The organism is Acidovorax sp. FW305-C-20-28, assembly GCF_058783375.1.
In genome coordinates, this window is record NZ_JBYSYM010000002.1 from 361,541 (window position 1) to 386,182 (window position 24,642).

22 protein-coding genes are annotated in these 24,642 nt (G+C 66.4%); 16 read left to right on the forward strand and 6 right to left on the reverse strand.

Annotated elements, in window-relative coordinates; genetic code table 11:
- Positions 1 to 13: 13 nt before the first annotated feature.
- On the forward strand, positions 14 to 961 hold the full coding sequence (gene tal, locus AC3WOH_RS04940) for a transaldolase (RefSeq protein ID WP_492228279.1): 948 nt from the start codon (positions 14 to 16) through the stop codon (positions 959 to 961).
- A gap of 23 nt (positions 962 to 984) precedes the next feature.
- Here tal and AC3WOH_RS04945 read toward each other — a convergent pair whose 3' ends face one another.
- Both AC3WOH_RS04945 and AC3WOH_RS04950 read right to left on the reverse strand, forming a co-directional pair.
- A complete protein-coding gene (locus tag AC3WOH_RS04945; protein ID WP_492228280.1) occupies positions 985 to 2,394 on the reverse strand; it encodes a sensor histidine kinase in 1,410 nt (469 codons plus the stop codon).
- Positions 2,395 to 2,403: 9 nt separating this feature from the next.
- Positions 2,404 to 3,129 carry a response regulator transcription factor gene (locus tag AC3WOH_RS04950; RefSeq protein ID WP_492228281.1) on the reverse strand — a complete coding sequence of 242 codons (726 nt, stop codon included), beginning with the start codon at positions 3,127 to 3,129 and terminating at the stop codon, positions 2,404 to 2,406.
- 237 nt (positions 3,130 to 3,366) lie between these two features.
- Here AC3WOH_RS04950 and AC3WOH_RS04955 point away from each other — a divergent pair, with 237 nt between their 5' ends.
- The 9 genes from AC3WOH_RS04955 to AC3WOH_RS04995 all read left to right on the forward strand — a co-directional run bounded on the left by AC3WOH_RS04955 (position 3,367) and on the right by AC3WOH_RS04995 (position 11,282).
- Positions 3,367 to 4,617, forward strand: a complete 1,251-nt coding sequence (locus AC3WOH_RS04955; RefSeq protein ID WP_184859594.1) for an ABC transporter substrate-binding protein — start codon at positions 3,367 to 3,369, stop codon at positions 4,615 to 4,617.
- Positions 4,618 to 4,708: 91 nt separating this feature from the next.
- Positions 4,709 to 5,827: a carbohydrate porin gene (locus tag AC3WOH_RS04960; RefSeq protein ID WP_184859994.1), complete on the forward strand. Its 1,119-nt coding sequence runs from the start codon at positions 4,709 to 4,711 to the stop codon at positions 5,825 to 5,827.
- 165 nt (positions 5,828 to 5,992) lie between these two features.
- On the forward strand, positions 5,993 to 6,877 hold the full coding sequence (locus AC3WOH_RS04965; RefSeq protein WP_184859596.1) for a carbohydrate ABC transporter permease: 885 nt from the start codon (positions 5,993 to 5,995) through the stop codon (positions 6,875 to 6,877).
- Entirely contained in the window at positions 6,867 to 7,736 is an 870-nt protein-coding gene (locus AC3WOH_RS04970) for a carbohydrate ABC transporter permease (RefSeq protein WP_184859598.1), read from the forward strand. The genes AC3WOH_RS04965 and AC3WOH_RS04970 overlap by 11 nt, the downstream gene beginning before the upstream one ends.
- Before the next feature lie 15 nt (positions 7,737 to 7,751).
- Positions 7,752 to 8,813, forward strand: a complete 1,062-nt coding sequence (locus AC3WOH_RS04975) for an ABC transporter ATP-binding protein (RefSeq protein ID WP_184859600.1) — start codon at positions 7,752 to 7,754, stop codon at positions 8,811 to 8,813.
- A 194-nt stretch (positions 8,814 to 9,007) separates the two neighbouring features.
- Positions 9,008 to 9,979, forward strand: a complete 972-nt coding sequence (glk, locus tag AC3WOH_RS04980; RefSeq protein WP_492228282.1) for a glucokinase — start codon at positions 9,008 to 9,010, stop codon at positions 9,977 to 9,979.
- Positions 9,980 to 9,981: 2 nt separating this feature from the next.
- A complete protein-coding gene (gene gloA2, locus AC3WOH_RS04985; protein WP_492228283.1) occupies positions 9,982 to 10,398 on the forward strand; it encodes an SMU1112c/YaeR family gloxylase I-like metalloprotein in 417 nt (138 codons plus the stop codon).
- 243 nt (positions 10,399 to 10,641) lie between these two features.
- Positions 10,642 to 10,935, forward strand: a complete 294-nt coding sequence (locus tag AC3WOH_RS04990; protein WP_492228284.1) for a DUF4148 domain-containing protein — start codon at positions 10,642 to 10,644, stop codon at positions 10,933 to 10,935.
- A gap of 53 nt (positions 10,936 to 10,988) precedes the next feature.
- The gene (locus tag AC3WOH_RS04995; RefSeq protein ID WP_492228285.1) at positions 10,989 to 11,282 is read left to right on the forward strand and encodes a DUF4148 domain-containing protein; all 294 of its coding nucleotides are present in this window, start codon (positions 10,989 to 10,991) and stop codon (positions 11,280 to 11,282) included.
- Between the two features lie 210 nt (positions 11,283 to 11,492).
- Here AC3WOH_RS04995 and zwf read toward each other — a convergent pair whose 3' ends face one another.
- Complete coding sequence (gene zwf / locus AC3WOH_RS05000; RefSeq protein WP_184859608.1) at positions 11,493 to 12,947, reverse strand: glucose-6-phosphate dehydrogenase; 1,455 nt, start codon at positions 12,945 to 12,947, stop codon at positions 11,493 to 11,495.
- A 189-nt stretch (positions 12,948 to 13,136) separates the two neighbouring features.
- On the opposite strand from zwf, the gene pgi reads away from it, so the two are divergent.
- Both pgi and AC3WOH_RS05010 read left to right on the forward strand, forming a co-directional pair.
- Positions 13,137 to 14,702: a glucose-6-phosphate isomerase gene (gene pgi, locus AC3WOH_RS05005; protein WP_492228286.1), complete on the forward strand. Its 1,566-nt coding sequence runs from the start codon at positions 13,137 to 13,139 to the stop codon at positions 14,700 to 14,702.
- A gap of 75 nt (positions 14,703 to 14,777) precedes the next feature.
- Positions 14,778 to 15,989 carry an AGE family epimerase/isomerase gene (locus tag AC3WOH_RS05010; protein ID WP_492228287.1) on the forward strand — a complete coding sequence of 404 codons (1,212 nt, stop codon included), beginning with the start codon at positions 14,778 to 14,780 and terminating at the stop codon, positions 15,987 to 15,989.
- Between the two features lie 3 nt (positions 15,990 to 15,992).
- On the opposite strand, the gene AC3WOH_RS05015 is transcribed toward AC3WOH_RS05010, so the two are convergent.
- Positions 15,993 to 16,910 (reverse strand): SMP-30/gluconolactonase/LRE family protein, encoded by a 918-nt coding sequence (locus AC3WOH_RS05015; RefSeq protein WP_492228288.1) that lies wholly within the window; start codon positions 16,908 to 16,910, stop codon positions 15,993 to 15,995.
- 102 nt (positions 16,911 to 17,012) lie between these two features.
- Here AC3WOH_RS05015 and edd point away from each other — a divergent pair, with 102 nt between their 5' ends.
- From edd to AC3WOH_RS05030, 3 genes are all read left to right on the forward strand, one after another.
- On the forward strand, positions 17,013 to 18,782 hold the full coding sequence (gene edd / locus AC3WOH_RS05020) for a phosphogluconate dehydratase (protein WP_492228289.1): 1,770 nt from the start codon (positions 17,013 to 17,015) through the stop codon (positions 18,780 to 18,782).
- Positions 18,773 to 19,432: a bifunctional 4-hydroxy-2-oxoglutarate aldolase/2-dehydro-3-deoxy-phosphogluconate aldolase gene (locus tag AC3WOH_RS05025; RefSeq protein WP_492228290.1), complete on the forward strand. Its 660-nt coding sequence runs from the start codon at positions 18,773 to 18,775 to the stop codon at positions 19,430 to 19,432. Before edd ends, AC3WOH_RS05025 begins: the two co-directional genes overlap by 10 nt.
- 200 nt (positions 19,433 to 19,632) lie before the next feature.
- The gene (locus tag AC3WOH_RS05030; protein ID WP_492228291.1) at positions 19,633 to 21,726 is read left to right on the forward strand and encodes a TonB-dependent siderophore receptor; all 2,094 of its coding nucleotides are present in this window, start codon (positions 19,633 to 19,635) and stop codon (positions 21,724 to 21,726) included.
- Positions 21,727 to 21,986: 260 nt separating this feature from the next.
- Here the strand turns inward: AC3WOH_RS05030 and groL are convergent, their stop codons facing one another.
- Entirely contained in the window at positions 21,987 to 23,639 is a 1,653-nt protein-coding gene (gene groL / locus AC3WOH_RS05035) for a chaperonin GroEL (protein WP_184859624.1), read from the reverse strand.
- A gap of 47 nt (positions 23,640 to 23,686) precedes the next feature.
- Entirely contained in the window at positions 23,687 to 23,977 is a 291-nt protein-coding gene (locus tag AC3WOH_RS05040) for a co-chaperone GroES (RefSeq protein ID WP_007854024.1), read from the reverse strand.
- Between the two features lie 573 nt (positions 23,978 to 24,550).
- Here AC3WOH_RS05040 and AC3WOH_RS05045 point away from each other — a divergent pair.
- Positions 24,551 to 24,642, forward strand: a 92-nt coding sequence (locus tag AC3WOH_RS05045) for an RCC1-like domain-containing protein (RefSeq protein WP_492228297.1), incomplete at its 3' end; no start/stop codon positions are given.

A 24,642-nucleotide genomic window follows, 5' to 3' on the forward strand; every position in this document is an offset into this window, starting at 1 on the left:
GAATAATGGGGGCATGAACCAACTCGACGCCCTCAAACAGTTCACCACCGTGGTGGCCGACACCGGTGATTTCAAGCAGCTGGCCCAGTTCCAGCCCCAGGATGCGACGACCAACCCGTCGCTGATCCTGAAGGCGGTGCAAAAGCCCGAGTACGCACCACTGCTCACGGACACGGTGAACCGCTTCCGGGGCCGCCCGATGGACGAGATCATCGACCGCCTGATCGTGCGTTTCGGCTGCGAGATCCTGGGCACCATCCCGGGCCGCGTCTCCACCGAGGTGGATGCGCGCCTGAGTTTCGATACCCAGGCCACGATCACGCGGGGCGAGCGCATCATCGAGCTGTACCAGGCCGAGGGCATCCACATCGACCGCGTGCTGATCAAGGTCGCCGCCACCTGGGAAGGCATCCAGGCCGCCGAGAAGCTCGAACAGCGTGGCATCCATACCAACCTGACGCTGCTGTTCTCGTTCTGCCAGGCGGTCGCCTGCGGCCAGGCCAAGGTGCAGCTGATCTCGCCCTTCGTGGGCCGCATCTACGACTGGTACAAGAAGCAGGCCGGAGCCCAGTGGGACGAGGCCGCGCGCTCGGGCGCCAACGATCCCGGTGTGCAGTCCGTGGCGCAGATCTACAACCACTACAAGCACTTCGGCATTGCCACCGAGGTGATGGGCGCCAGCTTCCGCAACACCGGCCAGATCACGGCGCTGGCCGGCTGCGACCTGCTCACCATTGCCCCCGACCTGCTGGCCCAGCTGGCCGCCAGCGATGCTCCCTTGACCCGCGCACTCAACCCTGCGGCGGCCAAGGCCCTGGACCTGCCGGCCGTGAACTACGACGAAGCGGGCTTTCGCTACGCGCTCAACGAAGACGCCATGGCCACCGAAAAGCTGGCCGAAGGCATCCGCGGTTTTGCCGTGGATGCCGTCAAGCTCGAGAAACTCATTCTGGCCGCATGACCCCGAAGCGGCGCTTCGCACCGTCAGGTGCGGGGCGCCGCTGCACTGAGGGGCACCTTCAGGCCCACGCGCAGGCCATGCGGCACCACGGGGTCGGCAAAGCTCTGGCCGGCGTGCTGCAGCGCGATTTCCTCCACGATGGACAGGCCCAGGCCGCAGCCACCGGGCTGGTCCGAGCCACGCCAGAAGCGCGCGAACAGGTCGCGCAGGTGGGCCGGGTTCACGCCGGGCCCATCGTCTTCCACCGCCAGGGCCGCCATGCCAGCCCCGGCGATGTCCACGCGCACCGTCACGGTGGCGCCGTGGCCTGCGTAGTGCAGGGCGTTGTCGATGAGGTTGTTGAGTGCCTCGCGCAGCAGCAGCGGGTGGCCTTGCACAGCCAGTTGTTCCTCGCCCTCGTAGCCCAGGTCCACACCACTGGCCACGGCGCGCGCCGCCCAGTCGCGTGCCACTTCGCGCGCCAGCGCCGCCAGGTCCACGGTCTGCATGGCCACACTGCTTTCCGAACGGGCCAGCTGCAGCAACTGGTGCACCAGGTGGGCACTGCGGCGTGCCGCCGACAGTACCTTGTGCAGCCGTTCCTGCACCGGCGGCTCGCGGCTTTCATGCAGCGCCAGCTCGGTCTGGCCGATCAGCCCGGCCAGGGGCGTGCGCAGCTGGTGGGCCGCATCGTTGAGAAAGCGTTTTTCCTTTTGCTGGCCGCGTGCCACGGCTTCCAGCAGGGCGTTGATGGTGCTGGCCAGCGAATGCACTTCCTGCGGGGCCGAGGTGAGCTCGATCGGTGGCAAGGGGTCGGCGGTGTTGCGCTTGCGCGCACCGGCCTTCTCGATCTGTGCCTCCAGGCGCTTCAGCGGCTGCAGGCCGCGCAGCACGCCGGCATAGACCACGGCGCTGAGCGCCAGGCCCATGAGGCCCATGGGCAGCAGCATCTTCTCCAGCAGCTCCTGGGCGATGCGCTCGCGCACGGTGAGGCTTTGCGCCACCTGCACACGCAGGCGCTGGCGCGCATGTGGCGTACCGTAGTCCACCTCCAGCAGGGCGACGCGCACCGGGCGGTCGTCCACACGCGTGTGGTACAGAAAGGGCTCGCCCACGTCCACGTTCACCGGGGGGGGCGGGGGCAGTTGTGCATTGCCGAGCAGAAAGCGGCCGGGCGGCGAGGACACCATGTAGGTGACGCGGTCGGCGGGGTCCTGCTCCAGGATGTCCTGCGCGGCCTTGGGAAAGTCGACCAGCAGCCCGTCGCCGATGGGCTTGATCTGCCGCGCCAGTGCGCGCACCGACTGGGTCAGTGTCTGGTCGATGCCCTTCTCGCCGTTCTGCAGCGCGATGCGCCAGGCCAGAAATCCGCCCGACAGCCACAGCACGAGCTGCGGCAGCAGCAGCCACAGCAGCAGCTTGCGCTGCAGGGAAACGCCGGGAATGGGGCGCATGGAGGCGGTCTACTCGGCCGGCTTGGCCAGCATGTAACCCAGCCCGCGGATATTGCGGATGACCAGGTTCGAGGCGTCGAGCTTGCGGCGCAGGCGGTGCACGTAGACCTCCAGCGCATTGGAGTTGAGCGGTGCGGCCGCTGCCTGCCCGGGCTCGGGTGGCCCTGCGCGCCAGGCGGCCAGCACGTCGTCGCGCGTGACCACCTCGCCGCAGCGGTTCACCAGCAGCTCCAGCAGTTCCCACTCGCGCTGCGTGAGCTCCAGCGGCTCGCCGCCAAGCACCGCATTGCGGTGGCCATGGTCGATCTGCAGGCTGCCGATGGTGGTGCTCGGGCCGCCCGAGGCGCTGCTGGCCTGCGTGAACGCGGGCTGGCGCGCACGGCGCAGCATGGCCTGCAGGCGGGCCTGCAGCTCCTGCATGTTGAAGGGCTTGGTGATGTAGTCGTCGGCCCCGGCGTTGAGGCCGTGGATGCGGTCGTCGATGCCGTCGCGGGCCGTCAGAATCAGCACCGGCAGGCCGGCGATGTGGGTGCGGGCCCAGGTCAGCAGCTCCATGCCGTCGGCCCCGGGCAGGCCCAGGTCGAGAATGATGCCGTCCACCGCCTGGCTTTGCAGCACGGTGGTGGCTTCGGCCACGCTGCTGGCGGTGCACACGCTGAAATCCAGTTGCTGGAGCTGGCCCGTCAAGGCATCCAGCAGCAGGGCATCGTCTTCAACTATCAATAGGGTGGCCATGGATAGAGGATAGCAAAGGGTCCCCCTGCGCAGGCGCGGGGACCGTCCGTTGCAGGGAAAGCACCGAGGCGCAAGTGGCGCCGTAATTCGATAACGGTGAAATTCCATTGGCGTGTAACGCACACCCCGGGAAAGCCCTGATATGTTCATTAATTATTGTAATTAAAGTACCGACTGCGCTGGCCGGCATGGCTCAGCGGGCGCACAACAGACTCACACAAACGAGGAGACATGGGTATGTGGAAGTTGACGAAACTCGCCGCCGTCGCGGCGGTGCTGGCGGCATCGGCGACCGCCGGTGCAGGGGAAGTGGAGGTTCTGCACTACTGGACTTCGGGCGGCGAAGCCAAGTCGGTGGCCGAGCTCAAGAAGATCATGCAGGGCAAGGGCCATACCTGGCGCGACTTTGCCGTGGCCGGCGGCGGTGGCGACAGCGCCATGACCGTGCTCAAGAGCCGTGTGATCTCGGGGAACCCGCCCTCGGCCGCGCAGACCAAGGGCCCGGCGATCCAGGAATGGGCCTCCGAAGGCGTGCTGGCCAACATGGACGCACTGGCCAAGGCCGAGAAGTGGGATGAACTGCTGCCCAAGGTGGTCGCCGACATCATGAAGTACAAGGGCGCCTACGTGGCCGCCCCGGTCAACGTGCACCGCGTCAACTGGATGTGGGGCAGCTCCGAGGCCCTGAAGAAGGCCGGCGTCGCCGCCATGCCCAAGACCTGGGACGAGTTCTTCGCCGCGGCCGACAAGCTCAAGGCTGCCGGCCTGGTACCCGTGGCCCACGGCGGCCAGAACTGGCAGGACTTCACCACCTTCGAATCGGTGGTGCTCGGTGTCGGTGGTGCCAAGTTCTACCAAGACGCCCTGGTCAAGCTCGATGACAAGGCCATCAACAGCGACACCATGAAGAAGTCGCTGGAAACCTTCCGCCGCATCAAGTCCTACACCGACTCGGGCGCCCCGGGCCGCGACTGGAACCTGGCCACGGCCATGCTGATCCAGGGCAAGGCAGGCTTCCAGCTCATGGGTGACTGGGCCAAGGGCGAATTCCTGGCGGCCAACAAGGTGCCGGGCAAGGACTTCATGTGCGCCGCAGCGCCGGGCACGACCACGTCCTACACCTTCAACGTGGACTCGTTCATCCTGTTCAAGCTCAAGGACTCCGCTGCCCAGAAGGCGCAGAGCGACCTGGCCAGCTCCATCATGAGCCCCGAGTTCCAGGAAGTGTTCAACCTCAACAAGGGTTCCATCCCGGTGCGTGCCGGCCTGAAGATGGACAAGTTCGACGACTGCGCCAAGGCATCGACCAAGGACTTCGTCGACACCGCCAAGAGCGGCAGCCTGCTGCCCAGCGTGGCCCACGGCATGGCCATCGCGCCCGCCACCGAAGGTGCCATCAAGGACGCCGTCAGCCAGTTCTGGAATGACGACAAGGTGAGCGTTGCCGACGCCGTGAAGAAGATCGCGGCCGCCGCGAAGACCAAGTAAACCAACACCGAGGGATCCCATCATGATGAAAAGAAACCGCCTCACGGCGGTGGCTTTGGCCGCCGCATGCGCGATGACAAATGCACTGGCAATGGATGTTGCCGGCTTCGAGTTCAACGGTTACTCGCGGGGTGGCCCGGTGTTCAACCACTCCGATGGCGTCAAGGGCAACCTGTCGCTGGGCGGCGAGCTGCAGAAGTTCCGCCTGGGCAACGAAGGCGACAACGGCATCGAAGTCAACTTCGCCCGCAGCTTCGAGGCCGGCGGCGTGAAGTGGAAGGTCAACTACATGCCCGCCAAGTGGGGCAGTGGCGACATCAGCACCGAGCAGGCCTATGTGGAAATGAGCGGCCTGTCGTTCTCGCCCGAGGCCAAGTTCTGGGTCGGCCAGCGCCGCCTGCGTATCCAGGACGTGCACATCGTCGACTACTTCCTCTTGAACTATGGTGACAACGTCGGTGCCGGCGTGACCGACGTGCCGATCGGCGGCATGAAGCTCGGTGTGGGCGTGTTCAGCGGCGACAAGTTCGACGGCAACCTGCCCAACGACGTCAAGGCGCACCGCCTGAACGTCGACCTGTCGGAAATCAACACCAACCCCAACGGCAAGCTGCGCGTGCTGCTGACCGCGGTGGGTGGCAAGAACCAGGTCAACGGTGGCTCGGGTTCGGGCATCTCGCTGATGCACACCCAGAAGGACTTCCTGATGTCCGGCATGAGCAACACCCTGTACCTGCAGGGTTCGCGCGGCCATGCCCGCATCGATGGTGAATTCGAAGCCATCGACGGCACCCGTCCCGGCCGCCGTTCCACGCGCATCGCCGACTCCATCAACTGGCAAAGCGGCCCCTTCGGCGGCCAGGCCCTGATTGGCTACCAGACCAACAAGACCGACCTGACGAACGTGGAGACCAAGGACTTCTCGCTGGGTGGCCGTGGCTCCTACGCCATCTCGAAGAACTTCAAGGCCCTGGCCGAAGTGTCGACCACCACGCGCAAGGGCACGGGCCCGGATCAGCGCCTGAGCAAGGTGACGCTGGCCGGCGCGCTGGCCATGAACGAGGACTTCTGGTCGCGCCCCGAACTGCGCCTGTACGTGACCAAGGCCAACTGGAACCAGGCTGCCGCCGTGGCGAATGCCGCGACCTTCGGCGCCAAGGGCAAGACCTCGCGCACGCTGGTGGGCGTGCAGTACGAGATCTGGTGGTAAAGAGGGAGTGTGAGAGCGAGTTAAGTCAGAGGTGACTTTGTTCTTGGGGGGCACTCCCTGTGTGCCCCTCTTTTTTCCTTGTTGTTCTTCTTGTTGACGTGACGATGGACGGCGTGGCCGTCGCTCATGTCCCAGCCTGCGTATGCACCCGATATCCTTTTTGCAATGACGACCAAGAACTCCTTTGAATCCTGGCTGCCCAAGCTGGTCGTCGCCCCCGCCTTCGTGCTGGGGTTCGCCTTCATCTACGGCCTCATGGTCTGGAACGGGGTGCTCAGCCTGTCCGTCTCGCGCATGATGCCCAACTACGAATGGGCGGGCCTGGCGCAGTACGAGCGCCTGTGGGAGATGGACCGCTGGTGGGTGGCCCTCAAGAACCTCGCGATCTTCGGCGTGGGCTATGTGGGCGGATCGCTGGCCATCGGCGTGGTGCTGGCCGTGCTGCTGGACCAGAAGATCCGCGCCGAAGGCGCGCTGCGCACGATCTACCTGTACCCCATGGCGCTGTCCTTCGTGGTCACGGGCACGGCCTGGAAGTGGCTGCTCAACCCGGGCCTGGGCATCGAGAAGATGGTGCGCGACTGGGGCTTTCCCAATTTCGAATTCGGCTGGCTCGTGGACACCGAGATGGCCATCTACTGCGTGGTGATCGCCGGCATCTGGCAGAGCGCGGGCTTTGCGATGGCCTTGTTCCTGGCCGGCCTGCGCGGCATCGACGACAGCATCATCAAGGCCGCACAGGTCGATGGCGCCTCGCTGCCGCGCATCTACTGGCGCATCGTGCTGCCGGCGCTGCGGCCCGTGTTCTTCTCCACGCTGATGGTGCTGTCGCACCTGGCAATCAAGAGCTTCGACCTGGTGATGGCGCTCACGGCCGGCGGGCCGGGCTATGCCACCGATGTGCCCGCAACCTTCATGTACACCATGTCGTTCTCGCGCGGCCAGATCGGCCTGGGCGCGGCCAGCGCCACCATGATGCTGGCCACCGTGGCCGCCCTGGTGATCCCTTACCTGTACAGCGAATTGCGCAGCAAACCCCATGACCGCTAAGCCTTCCTTGTTTCCTTCCGTGGGCCGTTTGCTGGTCTATGCGGTGCTGGCCCTGGCCACCGCCTTCTTTCTGCTGCCGCTGTACGCGATGCTGGTCACCTCCTTCAAGGATGCCGACGAGATACGCTCCAGTGCGCTGCTGGCCTTGCCGGCGTCGCTCAATCCGGCGGCCTGGGTCACGGCCTGGTCCAGCGCCTGCACGGGCGTGGACTGCAACGGCCTGCGCCCCTTCTTCTGGAATTCGGTGGCCATGGCCGTGCCGGCTGTGCTGATCTCCACCGTGTGGGGGGCGATCAACGGCTATGTGCTCAGCCTGTGGAAGTTCCGCGGCAGCGACGTGCTGTTCGGCCTCTTGCTGTTCGGCGTGTTCATGCCCTTCCAGGTGGTGCTCCTGCCCATGAGCCAGGTGCTGGGCTGGCTCGGCCTGTCGAGCTCCATCACCGGGCTGGTGCTGGTGCACTGCCTGGCGGGCCTGGCGGGCACCACGCTGTTCTTTCGCAACTACTACGCGGCGATCCCCAAGGAGCTGGTGAACGCGGCGCGCATGGATGGGGCCAGCTTCTTCCAGATCTTCTGGCGCATCGTGCTGCCCATGTCCACCCCCATCATCATGGTCACGCTGATCTGGCAGTTCACCAACATCTGGAACGACTTCCTGTTCGGCGTGGTGTTTTCGGGCACGGACTCCAAGCCCGTGACCGTGGGGCTCAACAACCTGGCCAACACGTCGAGCAGTGTGAAGGCCTACAACGTGGACATGGCGGCCGCCATCATCGCCGGCCTGCCGACCATGGTGATCTACGTGCTTGCAGGCAAGTTTTTCGTGCGCGGGCTGACGGCCGGCGCGGTCAAGGGTTAAAGAGGTTAAGCAATCATGGCGTCTTCATTGGATATCGCAGGCATCAACAAGCGTTTCGGCAAGGGCGACAAGAGCGTGGAGGTGCTGCGCAAGGTGGACATCCAGGTGGCACCGGGCGAGTTCCTGATCCTCGTGGGCCCCTCGGGCTGCGGCAAGTCCACGCTGCTCAACATCATCGCGGGCCTGGACGAGCCGACCGAGGGCGAGATCCGTATCGCGGGCAAGAACGTGGTGGGCATGCCCCCGCGCGACCGCGACATCGCCATGGTGTTCCAGAGCTATGCGCTGTACCCCACGCTGAGCGTGGCCGACAACATCGGCTTTGCGCTGGAGATGCGCAAGATGCCCAAGGCCGAGCGGCAAAAGCGCATCGACGAAGTGGCGGCCATGCTGCAGATCAGCCACCTGCTGGACCGCCGGCCCAGTCAGCTGTCGGGCGGCCAGCGCCAGCGCGTGGCCATGGGCCGGGCGTTGGCGCGCCAGCCCCAGCTCTTTCTGTTCGACGAGCCGCTGTCCAACCTCGATGCCAAGCTGCGTGTGGAGATGCGCGCCGAGATCAAGCGCCTGCACCAGGCCAGCGGCATCACCAGCGTGTACGTGACGCACGACCAGGTCGAGGCCATGACCCTGGGCTCGCGCATCGCCGTCATGAAGGGCGGTGTGGTGCAGCAGTTGGGCACGCCCGACGAGATCTACAACCGCCCGGCCAATACCTATGTGGCGACCTTCATCGGCTCGCCCACCATGAACCTGCTGCGCGGCACGCAGGCCGCCGGGCAGTTCGCGGTGCAGGGCGTGTCGCTGGACCTGGCGGCCCCACAGGCCGCACCCGAGGTGATGCTGGGCGTGCGCCCCGAGCACCTGGTGATGCAGGACAGCTCGCCCTGGCGCGGCGAGGTCAGCGTGGTCGAGCCCACGGGGCCCGACACCTACGTGATGGTGGACACCGCCGCCGGCCACATGACGCTGCGCACCGATGCGCAGACCCGCGTGAAGCCCGGCGACCGCGTGGGCCTGGCCGTGGCCCCCGCACATGCGCACTGGTTCGATACCGGTACGGAACAGCGCATCGCGTGAGGCCCTGAGCGCAGCGCGCGGGGCGTGCTGCGCCTGCCCCGCGCTTTGGCCTTGGCGCATGGGGACTTTGACCCGATCACTTTCCACGTTCTGGGTTAAAAAGCGGACTTCGCTTCGACCCCGCCCTTTTCATTCAGCCACCATTTCGGGCGATGGATCCGCTGGTTCCCAGTGGACGCATTGCCCCCCAGCCCATGCCCGCAACACGCCTTCTCGCCGACATCGGCGGCACCAACATCCGCCTGGCCTGGCAGAACCCCGGGGACGACACCCTGCACGACACGCGCGTGCTGCAGTGCGCCCAGTTCCCCACGGTGGACGATGCCATCCGCACCTACCTGCGCGAGGTGGGCCGGGAGGCGCCGAACGAGGCGGCCTTCGGCATCGCCAACCCGGTGACGGGCGATGCCATCCGCATGACCAACCACAGCTGGAGCTTTTCGCAGAAGGCCGTGCGCGAGGCCTTCGGTTTTGCGCGGCTGGTGGTGATCAACGACTTCACGGCGCTGGCGCTGGCCTTGCCCCTGCTCACCCCCGACCTGCTGCGCCAGGTGGGCGGTGGCCAGGCCGTGCCGGGCGAGGCCATTGGCCTTGTGGGTGCGGGCACCGGGCTCGGTGTCTCGGGCCTGGTGTTTCCACCGCATTCGCCGGCCGGGGTGCCGCTGTCGGGCGAGGGCGGCCATGTCACGCTGGCCGCACAGACCCAGCACGAGTTCGATGTGCTGCAGGTGCTGCAGCAGCGCTATGGCCATGTGTCGGCCGAGCGCGCAGTGTCGGGCTCGGGCCTGGTGGACCTGTACCACGCGGTGCGCACCGTGGCAAAGGTCGGAGGCACCGAGGTGAACTCGGCAGCCCAGGTGACGGAGGCGGCGCTGCAGGCCAAGGACCCGCTGGCCCTGCAGGCGCTGGACCTGTTCTGCGGCTTCCTGGGCAATGTGGCGGGCAACCTCGCGCTCACGCTGGGGGCGCGCGGCGGGGTGTACATCGGCGGCGGCATGGTGCCGCGCCTGGGGGCGTGGTTCGACCAGTCGTCCTTCCGCCAGCGCTTCGAGGGCAAGGGGCGTTTCCAGGCCTACCTGGCGTCCATCCCCTGCTGGATCATCGACCCGAGTGCGACCCCGGCGCTGTACGGCGCCTCGCGCGCGCTCGATATCGCAGGCGGCTGAGCATGGCCGGCGCGCCACCACCGCTGTCGCTTGCCGGGGTGCACCACGTGGCCCTCATCGGCTCGGACTATGCGCGCTCCAAGCGCTTCTACACCGAGGTGCTGGGCCTGGCCGTGGTGAACGAGACCTGGCGCGCCGAGCGCCAGTCGTACAAGCTCGACCTGGCTTTGCCCGATGGCACGCAGATCGAGCTGTTTTCCTTTCCCGAGGCGCCGCCCCGGCCCTCCTACCCCGAGGCCTGCGGCCTGCGCCATCTGGCGCTGCGCGTGAAGGACCTGGAGGCCTGCCTGCGCACCCTGGCCGTCCATGGGGTGGCGGCCGAGCCGGTGCGTACCGACCCCTTCACAGGCTGCCCCTTCACCTTCATCGCCGACCCGGACGGCCTGCCCATCGAACTGGTCGGCCCGCTGCCGCGATAGCCCCGTTCCCGCCTGAAACGCCATGCCGCCCAGGGGTACCTGCGCGGCATTTTCATGTGCGCGCATTGTTCTCAAAACTGGAACAGACAGTTCGTGACTGGGTAGTTTTTCTCTGAACACCTGAGGCGTACAGTTCAACCCATCGATGAGCCGAACCCGCAAGGCGACTCACCGAACCCGGTTCAGGAATGGTTTCTGTCCCGGTTTTATTGAGACGCTTCTTTATCTTCAAAGGATTTCATCATGAACACGACCGCACGTTTCCTCTCCATCGCCGCTGTGGCTGCTTTCGCTTCTTTCGGCGCTTACGCTGACGAAGCCGATGCTTCGCAATTCGCCACCAAGTTCGAAACCAACCGCACCCGCGCCGAAGTGGCCGCCGAAGCCGCTACCGTCGCCCAGACGCGCAGCCTGGAACCCGCTGGTTCCCGCGTGGTGACCTACAAGTCGACGGCTGACCGTGCTGCCGTGCGTGCAGCCGCTGCCGAAGCCGTGCGCACCGGCCAGATCCCTTCGGGCGAAATCAGCGCTCTGTAATCAGCGCCCCCGAACAGACCCCAGACCAACCCCATTCAAGAATCGAGATCACCATGAACAAGACCGCACGTTTCCTGTCCATCGCCGCTGTGGCTGCTTTCTCTGCCTTCGGCGTCCACGCTGACGAAGCCGATTCCTCGCAGTTCGCCCTGAAGTTCGACACAAACCGCACCCGCGCCGAAGTGGCTGCCGAAGCCGCCAACGTGGCACAAACCCGCAGCCAGGAGCCAGCAGGTTCGCGCGTTGTGACCTACAAGTCCACGGCTGACCGTGCTGCCGTGCGCGCAGCGGCCGCCGAAGCCGTTCGTCTGGGCCAGATCCCTTCGGGCGAGATCAGCGCCCTGTAAGAGCAAGGGCCTTCAGACAAGGCCCGCCAGTTGCGGGCCTTCCCATGGTGGTGGTGTTTCACGGTCGTGGGCATCGCCACCATGTGGAAGTGTTTCCCCTCCTTGCCCTCACCCGGGCAATTGACAAGGGCTCCCATTGGGAGCCCTTCTTTTATGGGGCAGCGCCGTTCAGGCGCCGCTGCAGCACAGGCCCGCGCACGTGCGCGGGGATCACACTTCCTCGCTCCAGCAGTAGCCGTCGCGCGCGATCATGGCGCTGGCGGCGCTCGGGCCCCAACTGCCGGCCGTGTAGGGCCGTGGGCCCAGCGCATCGTTGCGCCAGTGCTGCAGGATGGGCTCCACCCAGCGCCAGGCTTCCTCTTGCTCGTCGCTGCGCACGAACAGGTTCAGGCGACCCGCGATCACATCGAGCAGCAGGCGTTCGTAGGCGCCCACGCGCTCGGTGCCGAAGCGCTGGTCGAAGTCGAGGTTCAGGGACACCTGCGAGAGCGCGGGCTCGACCTGCTGTTGGGCGGCGCCCTGGGCCATGAGGTGCAACTCCAGCCCGTCCTTGGGCTGCAGGTTGATCACCAGGCGGTTGGCCGCGCCGGCCGAGGTGCGGAAGATCGGGTGCGGCACAGGCCGGAAATTGACCACGATGTGCGCGTCCCGCCCCGCGAGTCGCTTGCCGGTGCGGATGTAGAAGGGCACGCCGGCCCAGCGCCAGTTGGAGATCTCGGTGCGCAGCGCGACGAATGTTTCGGTGGTGCTGCCCGGGGCCACGCCTTTTTCCTGCAGGTAGCCGGGCACGCTGGCGCCATGCGTCTTGCCGGCCACGTACTGCCCGCGGATCACGTGCTGGCCGATGGTCTCGGTGCTCCAGGGCTTGAGCGATTGCAGCACCTTGAGCTTCTCGTCGCGGATTGCGTTGGCGCTGGCGTTGATGGGGGGCTCCATGCCGATCGCGCACAAGAGCTGCAGGGCATGGTTCTGCACCATGTCGCGCAGGGCGCCGGTCTGGTCATAGAAGGCGCCGCGCGTTTCCACGCCCAGTTCTTCGGCAATGGTGATCTGGATGTTGGCAATCGTCTCGCGACGCCACAGGGGCTCGAACAGCGCGTTGCCGAAACGCATGGCGAGCAGGTTCTGCACCGAGGGCTTGCCCAGGTAATGGTCGATGCGAAAGACCTGCTCTTCCTTGAGCACGCGGCGCAGCGTGTCGTTGATGGCCTGGTTGGAGCGCAGGTCGTGGCCCAGCGGCTTTTCGAGCACCACACGGGTGTGCGGGCCGTTCAGCCCCACGGCGGCAATCTGTTCGCAGACATTGGTGAACAGGCTGGGCGCCGTGGCCACGTACATCACCACCGATTCGGCATTGCGCTCGTGCAGCATGGCGGCCAGGCGGGCATAGTCCTGGGTTTGCGACAGGTCCATGCGCAGGTAGTGCAGCAGGGCGCCGAAGCGTTCGAACTCGTCGGGGGTGGGGCGCTTGGCCAGGTCCACACCTTCGAAGCGCGACTGGATCAGGCTGCGGTATTGTTCATGGCTGAGCTCGTCGCGGGCCACCGCGATGATGCGGCCCCCCTCGGGCAGCGTTCCGTGGCGGAACGCCTGGAACAGCGCTGGCATCAGCTTGCGCCAGGCCAGGTCGCCGGTTCCACCAAACAGGACAAGGTCAAAACTCATCGGGTCTCCATATCGGCATGTTTGTAATCGCGTCTGCCCTGAAATTGTAATCACGTTACATCGCTTTGTGTAGATCCTCAGGGTGATAGACGTTTGAAACTGTGTCTGCAACAAAAAAGTACCAGACAATTTTGGTAATCAAGTTACTATCTCGCCGTTGTCCCTCTTTCCTCTCCAGGTAGCTTTCCCATGTTCCTCCGCTGTGATCAGACCCCGCTGTGGCCCGTTTTGCAGGAATTGTTCGATGCCGGGTTGCACAGCCTCGATCTGCGTCAGGCGTTTGCGCAGGACAGCGGGCGTTTCGGGCACTTCAGCCAGCAGGCCCCGCATGTGTTTGCCGACCTCTCCAAGAACCTGTGGGACCGGCCGACCGAAGGGCTGCTGCTTGGGCTGGCCCAGGAGTGCGGCCTTACGGCCCAGCGCGATGCCATGTTCGCAGGCCAACCCATCAACCACACCGAAGGGCGTGCGGTGCTGCACACCTTGCTGCGCCGCCCCCGGGGCATGGCGCTGCCGGGGGACACGCCCGGCATCGCGAGGAACCTGGCCGAGGTGCACCAGACGCTCGATGCCATGCTGGAATATGCGGAACAGGTGCGCGGCGATGCCGCGATCACCGATGTGGTGAACATCGGCATCGGCGGCTCCGATCTGGGGCCGCACATGGCCGTGCGCGCGCTCGATGCCTTCCGCGCTGCGGGCAAGCGCCTGCACTTTGTCTCCAACGTCGACGGGCACGAACTGCATGGCGTGCTGCGGAGCGTGAGACCCGAGAACACGCTGTTCCTGATCGCCTCCAAGACCTTCACCACGGCCGAGACCATGGCCAATGCGCGTTCGGCGCTGGCCTGGTTCGGTGCCGAGGGCGGCCGCGATGTGGCGCGCCACTTCGCGGCGCTCACCACCAATGTCGAGGCGGCGGGTGCCCTGGGCATCACCACCACCTTCGGCTTCTGGGACTGGGTGGGCGGGCGCTATTCGCTGTGGTCGGCGATCGGCCTGCCCATCGCCATCGCCATCGGCGCGGCAGGCTTTCGCGAGTTGCTGGCCGGCGCGCATGCCATGGACGAGCATTTCCGCACGGCGCCGCTGGCGGCCAACCTGCCGGTGCGTCTGGGCCTGCTCGATGTCTGGTACCGCAATTTCCACGGCTTCACCAGCCGCTGCATCGCGCCCTACCATGCCTCGCTGGGGCGGCTGCCGGCCTACCTGCAGCAGCTCGAGATGGAGAGCAATGGCAAGCGCGTGGGGGCCGACGGGCAGGCGCTGCCGTACGCCACCTCGCCCGTGCTCTGGGGCGAGCCCGGCACCAACGGCCAGCACGCCTTCTTCCAGATGCTGCACCAGGGCACCGACGTGCTGCCGCTGGAGATCATCGCCGTGCGCCAGGCCGCGCATCCGCTGCCTGGCCACCAGGACAAGCTGCTCGCCAACGCCCTGGCCCAGGCCCAGGCGCTGATGGTGGGCAAGGCCAGCCCCGAAGACGGCCATCGCCACTTCCCGGGCAACCGGCCCAGCACCTTTCTGCTGCTCGAAGCGCTCACGCCCGCCTCGCTGGGGGCGCTGATCGCGCTGCAAGAGCACCGCGTCTTCGTGAGCGGCAGCCTGTGGGGCATCAACAGTTTTGACCAGTGGGGCGTGGAGCTGGGCAAGGTGCTGGCACGCGACCTGGAGGCGCGCCTGGCATCGGGCGATGCCACGGGGCTCGACGGTTCCACGGCCGGCCTGCTGGCGCGCCTGCGCAGCGGCGGCTGACACTCACCCATCCATCCATTCAACCCCCCCCGCACAGCACCCCCAGAGGTGCTGGCGCCCCGAGGAGACAAGCCCATGGTGGCACCCCAGCCCGATTTCCGCTCGCCCGCATTCCTGCATGCGCACATCCGCCAGACCATGGCGTTCTACGAGCCCGTGGCCACCGATCCGGGGGGCGGCATGTACCACTTCTTCCTCGACGATGGCACGGTGTATGACGAGCGCACGCGCCACCTGGTGAGCGCCACGCGCTTTGTGGTCACGCACGCCATCCTGTTCCAGACCACGGGGGAGGCGCGTTACTACGACGGCATGGTGCATGCGCTGAAGTTCCTGCGCACGGCCTTCCTCGATGCGGCCACCGGCGGCTATGCCTGGCTCATCGACTGGCATGGCGGCCACGCCACCGTGCTCGATGGCACGCGCCACTGCTATGGCATGGCCTTCGTGATGTTGGCCTATGCCCGCGCGCACGAGGCCGGCATGCCCGAGGCGCGCCAGTGGCTGGCAGAGGCCTTCGAGACCGCCGAGCAGCATTTCTGGCAACCGGCCCAGGGCCTGTACGCCGACGAGGCCACGCGCGACTGGGCGCTGTCGGACTACCGTGGCCAGAACGCCAACATGCATGCCTGCGAGGCCATGATCTCGGCCTTCCGCGCCACGAGCGAGCGGCGCTACATCGAGCGTGCCGAGCAGCTTGCGCAGGGCATCTGCCAGCGCCAGGCGGCGTTGTCGGGCGGCTGGGTGTGGGAGCATTTCCGCGCCGACTGGTCGGTAGACTGGGACTACAACCGCGACGACCGGACCAACATCTTCCGCCCCTGGGGCTACCAGATCGGCCACCAGACCGAATGGGCCAAGCTGCTGCTGCAGCTCGATGCGCTGGCGCCCGCGGACTGGCACCTGCCGTGCGCGCGCTTTTTGTTCGACGCTGCACTGGACAAGGGCTGGGATGCCGCCCACGGCGGCATCGTCTATGGCATGGCGCCCGACGGCAGCATCTGCGACGACGGCCGGTACCACTGGGTGCAGGCCGAGAGCATGGCCGCGGCGGCCGTGTTGGCCGTGCGCACCGGCGAGCCACGCTACTGGGACTGGTACGACCGGATCTGGGCCTACTGCTGGCAGCATTTCGTGGACCACGCGCACGGTGCTTGGTTCCGCATCCTCGACGGGCGCAACCGCAACCACACGCGCGAGAAGAGCAACGCCGGCAAGGTGGACTACCACAACATGGGCGCCTGCTACGACGTGCTGCTGGCGCTCGGGGCGCAGCGCGCCTCCTGAGAATCACATCGCCGCGCTGGCCTGGAAGAAGTTCACGGGCAGGCCCGGCACCTCGACGGGCAGGCTGAACAGCGAGCCCGCAGGCACGGCGGCGTCCAGTTCCTCCTGCGGCCGGCCGGCGCGCGCCGAGGTGATGTACAGCGTGCGCAAGTCTTCACCGCCAAAGCAGACCATGGTAGGGCACTGCACGGGCACGGCAATGCGCTGCAGTACTTGGCCGGCGGGCGAGAGCTGCAGCACGCACGCCCCCTCGTACATGGCCACCCAGTAGTTGCCCTGCACGTCCACGGCGGCACCATCGGGCCGGCCGCCGTAAGGCTCGCCCGCCACTTTGGGGGGGAAAGTGGCCCAGGGCGTGCGGCCCTGGATGCTGCCGGTGTCGGCATCGAAAGCGAAGCGGTCGATGCGGTGCTCGGGCGTGTTCGACCAGTAGAGCCACCGGTCGTCGGGGCTGAAGGCCAGGCCGTTGGCGGTGAAGTTGTCGCCCGCCATCTTCTGCACGCGAAAGCCGCCCGGTACCGCTTCCAGCCGCCACAGCGCCGCGTCGGGCGCCGTGCGCGGGCTGATCACCGAGCCGGCCCAGAAGCGGCCCGCCGAATCGCAGCGGCCGTCGTTCAGACGCAGCACGCGGGTGTCGTGCGCGTCGGCGGGCAAGGGTGCCAGGCAGGCGAGGGCGCCGCTCTGGGTGTCGAGCAGGTAGAAGCCATCTCGTAACCCGATTACTATTTTGTGGCCGGCCGCCGGTGCGCAGCAGCCAGGTTCGGACGGCATGTCCCAGGTCCGCAGGCGCCCGCTCGCTGGCGCCCAGGCATGCACCCGCTTCCCTTGGATGTCACACCAGTAAAGGGATGTTTCATGGGGATGCCAGAATGGCGATTCGCCGAGTTCCGAGGGCGGCAGGGGCAGGGTCTGCAGGGACATTGACTTGATCCGGGGTGGTTATCGAGTTACATTCTAGAGGCTCCAACCGGAGCCGCTGTCTCTTTTCCCCACTACCCGAATCCACCCCCGATGGAGCATCCCATGCATTCAGTCGTAGCGCGCGTGACGGCCCGCATCATCGAGCGCAGCAAGGAGACCCGCGCCGCCTACCTGGCCACGGTCGACGCCATGGTCCAGCGCAAACCCCCGCAGGACCGCATGGGCTGCGCCAACCTAGCCCATGCCTATGCCGCGCTGCCAGGTTCCGAGAAGTTCAAGGTCACCGTCGAGAAGGCGCCTAACATCGGCATCGTCACGGCCTACAACGACATGCTGTCGGCCCACCAGCCCTACCAGGCCTACCCCGCACTGCTGCGCGACGAGGCCGCGCGCCACGGCGCCATGGCCCAGGTGGCCGGCGGCGTGCCCGCCATGTGCGATGGCGTGACGCAGGGAACGCCCGGCATGGAGCTGTCGCTGTTCTCCCGGGACAATATTGCCATGGCCACCGCGGTAGCGCTGTCCCACGACGTGTTCGACGGCGTGCTGCTGCTCGGCGTGTGCGACAAGATCGTGCCGGGCCTGTTGATCGGCGCGCTGCACTACGGCCACCTGCCTTGCGTGTTCGTGCCCGCCGGCCCCATGGGTTCGGGCCTGCCCAACAAGGACAAGGCCAAGGTGCGCGAGCAGTACGCGCAAGGCCTTGTCGGCCGCGACGAGCTGCTCAAGGCCGAGTCGGCCGCGTACCACAGCCCCGGCACCTGCACCTTCTACGGCACGGCCAACAGCAACCAGATGCTGCTCGAAGCCATGGGCCTGCATGTGCCCAATGCAGCCTTTGCCTCCCCCGACAGCGGCGAGCGCGAGGAGTTCACGCGCCAGGCCATGCGCACCGTGCTGTCCATCGGCAAGCGCGGCAACCGCTTCACACCCATCGGCCATGTGGTGGACGAGCGCTGCATCGTCAACGCCATGGCCGCGCTGCTGGCCACGGGCGGCTCCACCAACCACCTGATCCACTGGGTGGCGATCGCGCGCAGCGCGGGCATCCTGATCGACTGGACCGATTTCGACGACCTGTCCTCCGTGGTGCCGCTGCTGGCCCGCGTCTACCCCAACGGCGATGCCGACGTGAACCAGTTCCAGGCTGCGGGCGGCCCGCCCTGGATCCTGCGCGAGCTGCTGGCTAACGGCCTCATGCACCCCGATGTGCTGAGCGTGAACGAAGGCGGCATCGCCGCCGGCGGTCAGGCTGCGCCCGCCACCTCGGGCGACGAGGCCGTGCTACGCCCGGTGGACAAGCCGTTCTCGCCCACGGGCGGCCTGCGCCTGCTGCAGGGGCGCCTGGGCCGCGCGGTGATCAAGGTCTCGGCCGTGCCCGAGGACCGCCACATCATCGAAGCGCCTGCGCGCGTGTTCGACTCGCAGGAAGAGCTGCTCGCGGCCTTCAGCGCGGGCGAGGTGCAGCAGAACATGGTGGCCGTGGTGCGTTTCCAAGGTCCGCAGGCCAACGGCATGCCGGAGCTGCACAAGCTCACGCCGCCCCTGGCCGTGCTGCAGAACCAGGGCTTCAAGGTGGCGCTGGTGACCGATGGCCGCATGAGCGGTGCTTCGGGCAAGGTGCCGGCCGCCATCCACGTGACACCCGAGGCCCTGGGCGGCGGCCCGCTGGCCAAGGTGCGCAATGGCGACATGGTGCGCGTGGACGCGGTGGCCGGTACGCTCGACGTGTTGGTCGACGAGGCCGAATGGGCGGCCCGCACCCCCGACGAATGCAAGGCGCCCGCAGCCACCGGCTTCGGGCGTGAACTGTTTGCCAACTTTCGCCGCCATGCGGGCGGCGCCGAACAAGGAGCCTGTACATGGCTGTGAATGCCTCCACCACCCCTTCCCTGAACCCGGCGGACATCGCCAGCTACGGCCCGGTGATCCCGGTCATCGTGATCGACCGCGTCGAAGACGCGATCCCCCTGGCCGAGGCCTTGCTGGCCGGTGGCGTCAAGGTGCTTGAAGTCACGCTGCGCACGCCCGCGGGTCTGCCCGCCATCGAAGCCATCGCGCGCCAATTGCCCGAGGCGGTGGTCGGCGTGGGCACGGTGCTCAATGCCGATGACGCACGCCGCGCCAGCGAGGCCGGCGCCCGCTTCGCCGTGAGCCCGGGCTACACCTCCGAAGTCGGCTCGGCCTGCAAGGGGCTGAGCCTGCCGCTGCTGCCCGGCGTGGCCACCTCCAGCGAGATCATGCAGGCGCTGGCCGATGGCTTCCAGTTCCTCAAGCTGTTCCCGGCCGAAGCCGTGGGCGGCATCCCGCTGCTCAAGTCCTGGGCCAGCCCGTTTGGCCAGGTGAGCTTCTGCCCCACGGGCGGCATCACCAATGCCACCGCGCCCAACTACCTGGCACTGCCCAATGTGCGCTGTGTGGGCGGCTCCTGGCTCACGCCGGGCGACGCCGTGCGTGCCGGCGATTGGGCACGCATCACCCAGCTGGCGCAGGCCACGCAGGCGTTGCGGCAGGCCAGCTGAGCAGGCAACACATTTCCCTGGGGGCGATGAGTGCCCCTCCAAAAGCCCGCGCACCTGCAGCCGCGGGCTTTTTTCATGGGCCCCACAAGCTCGGATGCATCTGGTATCCATTGGCACGTTGCCTGCGCGCGACAAGTTCCTGGTGCCTGTGTCCTGAATTAATAAAATGAGAATCGTTATCAATACTATTCTTGAAAATCATGGCAATTCACTACAGGCAGACCGCCGTCTGCGCGGGCATCGCGCTGGCGTTCGGGCTCACGGCGGCGGGGGCGTGGGCGCAGGGGACAGGTGCCACGCTGGGCGAGGTGCGCGTGGACGCGAATGCAGAGAAGGAGTCGGCCACGGCCCCCGTGGTGGGCTACCGCGCACGCAACGCCGCCACGGCCACCAAGACGGACACGCCGCTGTCCGAGACACCGCAATCCGTCACCGTGATCACGCGCGACCAGTTGGTGGACCAGGGCGCCTCCAACCTGCAGGATGCGCTGCTCTACGCGGCCGGTGTGCGCAGCGATGCCTATGGGCTCGATAGCCGCTCCGATGGCATGCGCGTGCGCGGCAGCTACCCGGACGTCTACCTCGACGGCCTGCGCCAGAACTACAACTGGTACACCAGCGTCACGCGCTCCGACGCCTACACGCTGGAGCGCATCGAGGTGCTGCGCGGCCCCTCGGGCATGCTGTTCGGCGCCGGCACGGTGGCTGGCGTGATCAACATGGGCAGCAAGCGCCCTCTGCAGGAGGCGCAACGCGAGGTCGGCGTGCAGTTGGGCAGCTGGAACCGCCGCCAGCTGCAGGCCGACCTGACCGGCCCGCTGACGAAGGACGGCGAATGGTCCTACCGCCTCGTGGCCCTGGCCCGCACGGCCGACACCCAGGTGGACCATGTACCCGACGACCGCCGCCTGATCGCGCCCTCGCTGGCCTGGCGGCCCAACGCCGCCACCTCGCTGGTGCTGCAGGCCCACTGGCAGCAGGACCGCACGGGCAGCACCTCGCAGTTCTTCCCCTGGTCAGGCACCTTGCTGCCCAACCCGAATGGCCAACTGCCGCTGTCGCGCTTCATCGGCGAGCCCGGCGACCACTACGACAGCGACCGCGAATCGGTGGGCTGGCTGTTCGAGCACCGCTTCAACGACAACTGGACCGTGCGCCAGAACCTGCGCCTGGCGCGCAACGAAAACCGCGGTGTGTACCACTGGGGCGATTTCTACACCACCATCGGTGGCTTCGGGTCCGACCCTGTGAACCAGCGCGTGCTGGGCCGCTTCTATGATGAGTCCCTCACCCGCACGCGCATGGCGGCGGTGGACACGCACCTGCAGGGCAATCTGAGCACAGGCGCCCTGCGCCACCAGCTGCTGCTGGGTGTGGACTGGAACCGCCAGACCGAGGACAAGGCCACCGCCAGCGCCTTCAGCACCATCGACGCCTATGCGCCGGTGTACGGCAACCTGGTGACGGCGCCGCTGGAGGCCAGCCCCCGCAATGTGCAGCGCCAGAGCGGCATCTACCTGCAGGACCAGATGAAGTGGGACAACTGGATCTTCGTGGCCGGCCTGCGCCATGACCGCGCGGTGAACAGCCTGGCCGGATCGGCCGGCGACCGCACCAGCGACACCACCAAGCGCCTGGGCGTGATGTACCAGTTGCCGGGCGGCTGGACACCCTACATCAGCTACGCCGAGTCGTTCAGCCCCGTGAGCGGTACCAACAAGCAGGGCCAGCGCTTCAAGCCGCTCGAAGGCGAGCAGATCGAGCTGGGCGTGAAGTACGTGCCCGAAGGCAGCGGCACCCAGTTCACGGCAGCGGTCTACGATCTCAAGGAAAAAAACCAGAAGATCGCCGACCCGGTCAACGCCGGCAATACGCTGCAGGCCGGCCAGACGCGCAACAAGGGGCTGGAGCTGGAGTACAAGGGGCGTGTCGCCACGGTCTTCGCCCTCATCGCCCACTACAACTACACGGATGTCGATCCCACCCTGGAGGGGCTGCCACGGCACCAGGCGGCCGTCTGGGGCGTCTACCGCTTTGCCGTCGGCGGCGTGCGCGGCTTCTCGGCCGGTGCCGGTTACCGCTGGCTGTCCTCGTTCCGCGATGGCTCGGGCCCGACCGTTCCTTCGGCGGGCGTGGTGGACGCGCTGCTCGCCTACGACACACCGCAGTGGCGCTATGCGCTCAACATCAGCAACCTGGCCGACAAGCAGTATGTGAGCACCTGCCTCGCGCGCGGTGACTGCTGGTGGGCCACGCGCCGCAACGTGGTGCTGAGCGCGACTTATAGGTTCTGATCCCCCTGAGTCGCTTCGCGCCTTCCCCCTTCTCTCGAACTACTGCGTAGTTCGGGAAGGGGGACACCGCCAGCGCGGCGGGGCGGCCCTTGCGCGGCGGTCACTGGTATGGGCCGTGCCTATTTCGCCCGTGATGCGAAGCAGCCAGCCTCTGTAGGCGGGGGCAAAAAAGAAGCCCCGCAGGCCTTGCAGCCTGCGGGGCTTTTTTCATGGAGAGCACAGGAGCCGCCGTGCGGCCTGCCCCTGTGCGCAGCCGGCAATTACATGCCCATGCCGCCCATGCCACCCATGCCGCCCATGTCGGGCATGCCGCCGCCGGCAGGAGCGTCGTCCTTCGGGGCTTCGGCAACCATGGCTTCGGTCGTCAGCAGCAGCGATGCCACGGAAGCGGCGTTCTGCAGGGCCGTGCGGGTGACCTTCGTGGGGTCCAGAATGCCCAGCTCGAGCATGTCGCCGTAGGTGTCGTTCGAGGCGTTGAAGCCGAAGTTGCCCTTGCCGGCCAACACGGCGTTCACCACCACCGAGGCTTCGCCGCCGGCGTTGTTCACGATTTCGCGCAGGGGCGCTTCGATGGCCTTCAGCACCAGCTTGATACCGGCTTCCTGGTCGGCGTTGTCGCCCTTGACCGAGTCACCCACGGCTTGCTTGGCACGCAGCAGGGCCACGCCACCACCGGCCACCACGCCTTCTTCCACGGCAGCGCGGGTAGCGTGCAGTGCGTCTTCCACGCGGGCCTTCTTTTCCTTCATTTCGACTTCGGTGGCAGCGCCGACCTTGATCACGGCCACACCGCCGGCCAGCTTGGCCACGCGCTCTTGCAGCTTCTCGCGGTCGTAGTCGGACGTGGCTTCCTCGATCTGCACGCGCACTTGCTTGACGCGGGCTTCGATGTCAGCGGCAGCGCCGGAGCCGTCGATGATGATGGTGTTTTCCTTGCCCACTTCGATGCGCTTGGCCTGGCCCAGGTCGGCCAGGGTCACCTTCTCGAGGGTCAGGCCCACTTCTTCGGCGATGACCTTGCCGCCCGTCAGGATGGCGATGTCTTCCAGCATGGCCTTGCGGCGGTCGCCGAAGCCAGGGGCCTTCACAGCCACGACCTTCAGGATGCCGCGGATGGTGTTGACCACCAGCGTCGCCAGGGCTTCGCCTTCGACTTCTTCGGCAATGATCAGCAGGGGACGGCCGGCCTTGGCGACTTGCTCCAGCGTGGGCAGCAGGTCACGGATGTTGCTGATCTTCTTGTCGAACAGCAGCACGAAGGGGTTGTCCAGAATCGCGGATTGCTTTTCGGGGTTGTTGATGAAGTAGGGCGACAGGTAGCCGCGGTCGAACTGCATGCCTTCCACGACGTCCAGTTCGGACTCGAGCGACTTGCCGTCTTCCACGGTGATCACGCCTTCCTTGCCGACCTTGTCCATGGCGTCAGCGATCAGCTTGCCGATGGTTTCGTCGGAGTTGGCGGAGATCGAACCCACTTGGGCGATTTCCTTGGAGGTGGTGGTGGGCTTGGAAGCCTTCTTCAGTTCCACGACCAGGGCGGCGACAGCCTTGTCGATACCGCGCTTTAGGTCCATGGGGTTGATGCCGGCGGCCACGTACTTGAAGCCTTCGCGCACGATGGCCTGGGCCAGCACGGTAGCGGTGGTGGTGCCGTCACCAGCGTTGTCGCTGGTCTTGGAGGCCACTTCCTTCACGAGCTGGGCGCCCATGTTCTGCAGCTTGTCCTTGAGTTCGATTTCCTTGGCCACGGACACGCCGTCCTTAGTCACGGTGGGGGCGCCGAAGGAACGCTCGAGCACCACGTTGCGGCCCTTGGGGCCCAGGGTCACCTTGACCGCATTGGCCAGGATGTTCACGCCTTCAACCATGCGTGCGCGGGCTTCGCCGCCGAAAACTACGTCTTTTGCTGCCATTTGATTTCTCCGAATTCAGTAAAAAGTCTGCTCAGTAGGGAGAAGAATTACTTCTCGACGACAGCAAAAAGGTCGTCTTCCTTCATGACCAGCAGCTCGTCGCCCTTGATCTTGACGGTCTGGCCCGAGTACTTGCCGAACAGAACGCGGTCGCCGACCTTCACGTTCAGGGCGATCAGTTCGCCCTTGTCGTTCTTCTTGCCGGGGCCAACGGCCAGCACTTCACCTTGATCGGGTTTTTCAGCGGCGTTGTCGGGGATCACGATGCCGGAGGCGGTCGTGGTTTCGCTTTCAATACGCTTGACGATCACGCGATCGTGCAGGGGGCGAAGGTTCATTGCATTGCTCCTGGGTCAAAAAAATTACCGACAGTACGAAGCGCCTGGAAAGGCCAGGCGCAACCAAACTTCATCCAGCAAGGGGTGTTAGCACTCCATTGCAGTGAGTGCTAATGATACGGGCATTTGTTGCCGTTTCAAGACATGGGGTGATTGGAAAGGGGTCAAACACCCGTCCAGTTGTTCGCCGCGGCACTGCGTCCAGGGGCACGGCAAGCACCTGAGCGCCTGGAACGCCGCCTTGCCGCAGGGCCTGCACGCCGGAAGCCTGGCCCCTGGGGCCGCTCCACCTTGCGTGGCCCGACCTCGTTCTCCCCCTGCCGGGGTGGGGTGAAAGAAGGCTTTCACCGGTACCTTGCGCTGGCCGGGCGCCCGGCACCCGCCTGTCGCGCGCGGCGCCACCCCTGTCAGGACCCGTGGCGCTCCGCAGCGGGGGCGCCAAGCCGCTGAACGCCCAGCCAACCATTCTTTTTTATTCTTGCGAGGGAACCGATGAAGCCATTGATGATGAAGAACAAGACTTTCCGCACGGCCGCAGCGCTGGGCGCAGCCGCCCTGTGCAGTGCCTTTGCGATGGGCTCGGCGCACGCGGTGCAGCCGGCCATCTCCATGGGCTACGACCACGCGCTGGTGCTGCGCGCCGATGGCACCGTCTGGTCCTGGGG

Excerpts from the sequence above, each read along its gene's own strand:
- tal (WP_492228279.1), top strand. The coding sequence starts at position 14 with ATGAACCAACTCGACGCCCTCAAACAGTTCACCACCGTGGTGGCCGAC.
- AC3WOH_RS04945 (WP_492228280.1), bottom strand. The coding sequence starts at position 2,394 with ATGCGCCCCATTCCCGGCGTTTCCCTGCAGCGCAAGCTGCTGCTGTGG.
- AC3WOH_RS04950 (WP_492228281.1), bottom strand. The coding sequence starts at position 3,129 with ATGGCCACCCTATTGATAGTTGAAGACGATGCCCTGCTGCTGGATGCC.
- AC3WOH_RS04955 (WP_184859594.1), top strand. The coding sequence starts at position 3,367 with ATGTGGAAGTTGACGAAACTCGCCGCCGTCGCGGCGGTGCTGGCGGCA.
- AC3WOH_RS04960 (WP_184859994.1), top strand. The coding sequence starts at position 4,709 with ATGGATGTTGCCGGCTTCGAGTTCAACGGTTACTCGCGGGGTGGCCCG.
- AC3WOH_RS04965 (WP_184859596.1), top strand. The coding sequence starts at position 5,993 with ATGACGACCAAGAACTCCTTTGAATCCTGGCTGCCCAAGCTGGTCGTC.
- AC3WOH_RS04970 (WP_184859598.1), top strand. The coding sequence starts at position 6,867 with ATGACCGCTAAGCCTTCCTTGTTTCCTTCCGTGGGCCGTTTGCTGGTC.
- AC3WOH_RS04975 (WP_184859600.1), top strand. The coding sequence starts at position 7,752 with ATGGCGTCTTCATTGGATATCGCAGGCATCAACAAGCGTTTCGGCAAG.
- glk (WP_492228282.1), top strand. The coding sequence starts at position 9,008 with ATGCCCGCAACACGCCTTCTCGCCGACATCGGCGGCACCAACATCCGC.
- gloA2 (WP_492228283.1), top strand. The coding sequence starts at position 9,982 with ATGGCCGGCGCGCCACCACCGCTGTCGCTTGCCGGGGTGCACCACGTG.
- AC3WOH_RS04990 (WP_492228284.1), top strand. The coding sequence starts at position 10,642 with ATGAACACGACCGCACGTTTCCTCTCCATCGCCGCTGTGGCTGCTTTC.
- AC3WOH_RS04995 (WP_492228285.1), top strand. The coding sequence starts at position 10,989 with ATGAACAAGACCGCACGTTTCCTGTCCATCGCCGCTGTGGCTGCTTTC.
- zwf (WP_184859608.1), bottom strand. The coding sequence starts at position 12,947 with ATGAGTTTTGACCTTGTCCTGTTTGGTGGAACCGGCGACCTGGCCTGG.
- pgi (WP_492228286.1), top strand. The coding sequence starts at position 13,137 with ATGTTCCTCCGCTGTGATCAGACCCCGCTGTGGCCCGTTTTGCAGGAA.
- AC3WOH_RS05010 (WP_492228287.1), top strand. The coding sequence starts at position 14,778 with ATGGTGGCACCCCAGCCCGATTTCCGCTCGCCCGCATTCCTGCATGCG.
- AC3WOH_RS05015 (WP_492228288.1), bottom strand. The coding sequence starts at position 16,910 with ATGTCCCTGCAGACCCTGCCCCTGCCGCCCTCGGAACTCGGCGAATCG.
- edd (WP_492228289.1), top strand. The coding sequence starts at position 17,013 with ATGCATTCAGTCGTAGCGCGCGTGACGGCCCGCATCATCGAGCGCAGC.
- AC3WOH_RS05025 (WP_492228290.1), top strand. The coding sequence starts at position 18,773 with ATGGCTGTGAATGCCTCCACCACCCCTTCCCTGAACCCGGCGGACATC.
- AC3WOH_RS05030 (WP_492228291.1), top strand. The coding sequence starts at position 19,633 with ATGGCAATTCACTACAGGCAGACCGCCGTCTGCGCGGGCATCGCGCTG.
- groL (WP_184859624.1), bottom strand. The coding sequence starts at position 23,639 with ATGGCAGCAAAAGACGTAGTTTTCGGCGGCGAAGCCCGCGCACGCATG.
- AC3WOH_RS05040 (WP_007854024.1), bottom strand. The coding sequence starts at position 23,977 with ATGAACCTTCGCCCCCTGCACGATCGCGTGATCGTCAAGCGTATTGAA.